This is a genomic window from Streptomyces sp. URMC 126, assembly GCF_051386555.1.
In the GTDB taxonomy this organism is placed as follows: Bacteria; Actinomycetota; Actinomycetes; order Streptomycetales; family Streptomycetaceae; genus Streptomyces.
The window spans coordinates 1-5,753 of record NZ_JBPQTX010000394.1 but is presented as its reverse complement, the minus strand read 5'-3'; the positions used below and the strand labels follow the sequence as shown (position 1 = coordinate 5,753).

3 protein-coding genes and 1 pseudogene are annotated in these 5,753 nt (G+C 73.4%); 1 reads left to right on the top strand and 3 read right to left on the bottom strand.

Annotated elements, in window-relative coordinates; translation table 11 throughout:
- From ACSNOK_RS29935 to ACSNOK_RS29925, 3 genes and pseudogenes are all read right to left on the bottom strand, one after another.
- Nucleotides 1-302, bottom strand: a pseudogene (locus ACSNOK_RS29935) (hypothetical protein); the annotation flags it as partial.
- Nucleotides 299-1,822 carry a GT4 family glycosyltransferase PelF gene (gene pelF, locus ACSNOK_RS29930; protein WP_436783938.1) on the bottom strand — a complete coding sequence of 508 codons (1,524 nt, stop codon included), beginning with the start codon at nt 1,820-1,822 and terminating at the stop codon, nt 299-301. The pseudogene ACSNOK_RS29935 and the gene pelF, both read right to left, overlap by 4 nt.
- 66 nt (nt 1,823-1,888) lie before the next feature.
- Nucleotides 1,889-4,066 (bottom strand): hypothetical protein, encoded by a 2,178-nt coding sequence (locus tag ACSNOK_RS29925; RefSeq protein WP_436783937.1) that lies wholly within the window; start codon nt 4,064-4,066, stop codon nt 1,889-1,891.
- Between the two features lie 858 nt (nt 4,067-4,924).
- On the opposite strand from ACSNOK_RS29925, the gene ACSNOK_RS29920 reads away from it, so the two are divergent.
- Entirely contained in the window at nt 4,925-5,665 is a 741-nt protein-coding gene (locus ACSNOK_RS29920; RefSeq protein WP_436783936.1) for an O-methyltransferase, read from the top strand.
- Nucleotides 5,666-5,753 lie beyond the last annotated feature (88 nt).

Genomic DNA, 5,753 nt, shown 5'->3' with positions numbered 1-5,753 from the left:
CGGTGCCCGAGGTCCTGCGGCTGGTGGGCGCGCGGGACGCGGGCGAACAGCTCGGCGGCCAGCTCGAAGGCGTCGCGCAGGCCGTAGCGTCCGGCGATCTGTTCGCTGGTCAGGCCGTCGGCTTCCAGGACGGCGGCGATCTCGTCGGGGTGGACGGCGGCGGCGCAGACGTCGTGGAGTTCGCGGGCGAGTTCGTCGATCGGGTCGGGCCCGTTCCCCGGCCGGAGCCGGGGCCGGGGTACGGCGGTGAGGTCGGGGACGGCCTCGGGGTCGGGCGGTACGAGACGCAGCGGTCCGCTCATCCGGCACCGCCGGCGGCCAGGGCCATGGCGGGCGTCCGGAAGGGGACGGCCGGGGCGGGAGCGGTGGAGGGCCGGCGCCGGGAGGCGGCGAGGTCGTGGTAGATCTCGCGGAAGGCGCTGATGGTCTGCCGCAGGGTGAACTGCTCGATGACCCGAAGCCGCGCCGACTCGCCCATGCGGGCGCGCAGTTCGGGGTCGTTCAGCAGGGTGAGGGCGGCCTCGGCCATGCTCTCGGGGTCGCGGGGCGGGACGACGAGGCCGCTGTCGCCGACGGCCTCGCGCACTCCGCCCACGTCCGTCGAGACCGTGGCCCGGCCGCAGGACATGGCCTCGATGAGGGTGAACGGGAAGCCCTCGCTGATGCTGGAGAGCATGACGACGTTGCCGGCCGCGTAGGCGTCACGGATGTCCTCGACACGGCCCTCGAAGGTGACGGCGTCCCCCACCCCGAGCTCGGCCGCCAGCTTCTCGCAGGCGGTCCGGTAGCCCTCGCCGCCGCGCGGGGTGCCGCCGAAGAGCCGCAGCCGGGCGTCGGGGACCTGCCGTTGGACTAGGGCGAAGGCGCGGATGAGCGTGTCGAGGCCCTTGATGGGGTCGACGCGGCCGGCCCAGCTGAGCGTGGGCACCTCCGGTTCCGGCCCGGCGGGCGGGAACGCGGCGGGGTCCACGCCGTTGTAGACGGTGCGGATGCGGTCCGGCGGGGTGCCGCCGTGCTCCTCCCAGCGGCGGTTGTAGCGGTTGCCGGGGGTGACGAGGGCGGCGCACCGGTAGGACTCGACGGCGAGCTGCCGGAAGAGGCCGAGCATCAGCGCCTTGACCGGCCAGCGGTAGGGCTCGGTGCGGAACCCGAGGTAGCGCTCGCGCAGGTAGATGCCGTGTTCGGTGAGGAGGAACGGGGTGCCGTGGCGGTGGTGGGCGACCAGCCCGGGGACGGCCGCGAGGCCGCCGCTGACGGCGTGGGTGATGCCGTCGGCGGGGACGTCGGCGGCCAGCGGGCGCAGCGCGTGTTCCAGCAGGTCGGTGGCGGTGAGCGCGTCGTGGAGGGTGGGCCGGGCGGCGGCGGTGGCCAGGGCGGGCCGGTTCCAGACCTTGACGAGGAGTCGGACGGCCGCCTCGCCCTGGAGGAGGGCCGGCAGGGTGCCGCCGGCGGCGTGGTCGGCGAGCCGGTGGAAGGCGGGGGCGAAGTCGTCCTCGTGCGCCGGGTCGAGGAGGGAGAGCAGGAAGCGCTCGTACCCGGCGAGGAAGACGCGCAGGGCCCGGCCGCGGGGCGGGCGGCCGGCGGGCGTGGTGCCCCACAGCGGCAGGGCGTCCACGCGCCGGACGTTGGGCGGCAGGGTCCAGGCGAGCCGCTCCTGTCCGGTGCCCGTGACGGCGATGATCCGGAAGGGAATGTCGGGCATGCCCTGCACCAGCTGGTCGCACCAGACGCTGACCCCGCCGTGGCTGTGGGGGTAGGTCCCCTCGGTGAGCAGGGTCACCGAGGGGGCGTCGGCCGCGGGTGCGGCAAGGGGTCCGTGCATGGATATTCGGTTTCTCCGCGAGAGACGGTGGGGCGTGGGGACGGGTGCACGGAGGTACGGCGGTGCTCAGCGCCGGGGGCCGTCGCCGGCGCCGCGCGGGACCCGGTGGCCGGTGCCCGCCGGTACCGGCAGGGCGGGGGCGGGCGCCTGGACGCGGACGGCCGCGCCGGTGGCGTGCGGTGCGGCGGGCGTCCCGGCGGCGGGGAGGGTGAAGACGGCGGCGTCCTGGCCTGCGGCGGGTGCGGCCCAGCCGGCGCGCCGCCCGGCGTAGGCGTCGCCGAAGGGCACGGAGGTGCCGTTCTTCGCCTGGGTGGTGCCGTCGGGCAGGGTGAGGGTGGTCTCGACGCCGGCGGGCGCGGTGACGGTGACGGTGTTCCCGGTGCGGTAGGCGGTGACCTTGCCGGCGTCGACGGCGGCGGCCCAGGCGGCGCGCTTGCTCATCTCGGTGCCGATGTCGCTCATGCGGAGGCTGACCAGCGGGGTGTTGTCGGCGAAGAGCGCGGTGTGGTCGGCGAGGACCCTCTCCAGGACCTGGTAGCCGATCCGCTCCTCGGCGAGGTTGGACTGGTGCATGAAGTGCGGGCGCGGGTCGTTGGAGAGGACGTGCCCGAGGGCGATCCGGGCCTCCAGGGGCGCGATGTAGGAGGCGAAGCCGGTCTTGGTGTCGAGCGGGGCCTTGAGGCAGGTGGTGACGGTGGAGTTCTCGCAGATGCCGCTGCCGCCGTCGGCCTTCCTCGTGTAGAGCCAGTTGTACTCGTCGGTCTGCTCGGCGGCCTTGCCCACGTTGTAGTAGACGTTCATCGGGTAGCGCGAGACGGTCAGCGCGGGCCCGACCCGGCGCTGGCGCGGCTCGCGGGAGCTGTCGCTGGCCACCCACTTGACGCCGGTGCGGGTGAGGGCGGTGGGCAGGCCGGGGTTGTCGTCCTTCTGCTGCGGCAGGGTGCGCAGGCCGGAGTGCTCACCGGTGACGAGCTCGTCGGGGTCGACCTTGAGGCCGCGGGCGGCGGCCCAGGAGAGGTTCTGGGCGATCTCCTGGGTGACCTTCTGCTCGTCCACCCAGCGGATGCGGCCGAAGAGGTCGGTGGAGCACTTCCAGGGGACGACGTTGGTGTTCTGCACGCAGCCGAGGAAGGCGTGCGTGTAGGTGTGGTTGAGCCAGCGGAAGGACTGCTGGTCGGCGACGAACCGGTCGAGCAGCGGGTCGCGTCCGCCGCCCTCGTTGGCGCGGTACTCCTCGCTGCCGACGCCGTTGAACGCGAAGTCCAGGGGCAGGTTGTGGCTCTTCGACCACTCCTTGGCGTACTCGGCGTCGGCGGCGGTCATCCGGATCGGCGGGGCGTCGGGGGACGGGTTGCCGGGGCAGTCCACGTCGCCGGGGGTGCACTTGCGCTTGCTGTCCCAGCGGTCGTCGGAGGCGAAGAGGTCGTCGACGTGGACGCCGAGGTAGTTCCGCGAGGCGCCGAGGTGGACGCCCTGGGTGAGCCATTCGACGATGCCGCGGGAGACCAGCCGGAACTGGGTCTGGTACTGGTTGGCGACGCAGGTGACGACGAGTTCGCTGCGGCCGTCGTGGGTGTACTGGCCGATCAGCGAGCCGCGCGAGGAGGTGCCGGGGATGGGAGCGTCGACGTACGTGGTGAAGGTGGCGCCGTCGTCCTGCTTCTCCAGCGGGGTGGAGAGGTAGCCGTAACTCTCGTTGACGTCGGCGTCGTTGTTCTCGAAGGGGACGTTCTTCTTCAGATAGCCGAAGGGTCCGCCGGCGCCCTCGGCGGTGACGGTCGCGGTCTTGCCGTCCAGGGGGCCGCTCCAGCCGTGCTCCTGGGCGGCGTTGAGGCCGACGGCGGGCCGGGCGTAGGTGTAGGCGTCCACCTGGCGGATGCCGAATCGTTTCTCGTATCCGGCCAGGGCGGCCATCTCCGGCGAACCGTCGCCGAAGGGATTGTCGTTGGGCAGCACGACGCCCTGGAATCTGGCGCGCGGTCTGCCGTCCACGGTGTCGCTGAGGTACGCCGCGTCGATGCGCGGCCGGCCGGCGTCCTTGAGGTCGACCTTGGTGTACGGCGTGCCGGCGGTGGTCAGTTCGGCGGCGATCGCCTCGACGGCGGGACCGCCGTCGTCGACGAGCAGAACCCGCAGGTCGACGCGGGGTACCGGCTCGTCGGCGCGGGCGCCGGCGGTGGGCAGCGCCAGCGCCGTCAGTGTCGCGGCGGCCCAGGCCGCGAGCAGACGTGTGGTACGTACCATGGTGCAACTCCCCCCTGCTGGGACGGCGATGACACGGCGGTGCCGTCCTCGTGGTGATGATGTCCGCGCGGGGTGGCCGGGCCCCGGCGCGCACGGGTGGTCGAACCCCCGGTTGTCCGGTCGCGCTCGGCCGGCTCCCCACGCCGGCCGCATTCGTCTCCCCGTCGCCCCGGTCGAGGGCGTGGGAGCGGGAGACGGCCGGGAGGCTCAGCCGCCCCTCGATCGCCCAGCCATATAGTGCGCCATGCCGGAACGCGGCGTATGTCGCACGGCACAGGAGACCACCGGCGTTTACCTGCGCCTGGCCGGAATCCGCCGTAGCACGGCGGTCGCGCGAGAGGACGGCGGCCTTCCGCCGGGCCACCCCGTCCACCGGGATGACCTGCCGCGACACCATGAAGCCCGGCTTCCGCACCCCCGTCTCACGAACATCAGTTCCCTTCGCTGCGGAAGCGGCGTGTGCCGCGAGATCGGCCTGATGACAACTGTCGGATTTGCCGGGTGTGTTCGGCCTCGCGACATACGACAACAGTCCACGATCCGCCGACGCCAGGACACCCCTGACGCCTCTCGCACCCCTCGACACCACCGCGCCCCTTGATGCTCCTTACTTTGTCATGGACATGGCACTCACTTGGCATGGACCAACCCCACCGGAAGTCATCCCATGCCCCTCCGGCCCCCTTCCGGACACCCCTCCGTCCGGCCCCGGGATCCGGAACGGCTCGGGTGGCGGCGCCCCGGCGGCTCGGGCAGGCTGCCGGCGAGGACCCGTACGGATCGCCCCTGACGCGCCCGGAGAGGGGACGGCCGGCGGACGCCCGTGTCGACCACGCGAACCGGGAAAGGACAGCGACCGTGGACAACGACACCGGCACACGCGCCGACGAGGTCGCGGACGCGGTGAAGACCGTACCGCTGACGCCCGCCGTGTACGCGTACCTGCTGGCGCAGGCCGAACCCCCGACCGCCGTCCAGGCCCGGCTCATCGAGCGCACCGGGGCCCTCGGGAAGGTGGCCACGATGCGGGTCCCGCACGAGCAGGCGGTGTTCTTCACCCTGCTCACCCGTATCGTCCGGCCGCGGCTGGTCGTGGAAGTGGGCACCTTCACGGGGTACGCGACGCTGGCGTTCGCGCTCGGGCTTCCCCCGGGCGGCAAAGTGATCACCTGTGACGTCTCGCCGGAGTACACGGCCGTCGCCCGTACGGCCTGGGCGGAGGCCGGCGTGGCCGACCGCGTCGACCTGAGGCTGGGCCCGGCGGCGGAGACCCTGCGCCGCCTGCCCCCGCACCCGGCGGTCGACCTCGTGTTCCTGGACGCCGACAAGCCGGGCTATCCCGACTACTGGGAAACGCTCGTTCCCCTGGTCCGCCCCGGCGGGCTGCTGCTCGCGGACAACGCGCTGTGGGGTGGTGAGACGGCGGCGCCCGACGCGCGAGACGACGCGCGCGCCCTCCGTTCGTTCAACGAACGGGTTCGCGCGGACAGCCGCGTCGAGTCGGTGGTGCTGCCCATCGCCGACGGCCTGACCTTCGCCCGCAAGCTCGACGACGGCGAGCGGCCCGGAGACGCGGCGCGGGACGCACGAAATCAGTGACGAGGCCGCGACCACCCGGGGGGGACCGACCGAGGAGGGCCGGCCGGGGCCGAGGCCCGCCCCCGCCCGTACACCGCTCCACCGGCAC

What these genes read in the sequence shown, in the direction of transcription:
- pelF (WP_436783938.1), bottom strand. Translation starts at nt 1,822, where the DNA reads ATGCACGGACCCCTTGCCGCACCCGCGGCCGACGCCCCCTCGGTGACC.
- ACSNOK_RS29925 (WP_436783937.1), bottom strand. Translation starts at nt 4,066, where the DNA reads ATGGTACGTACCACACGTCTGCTCGCGGCCTGGGCCGCCGCGACACTG.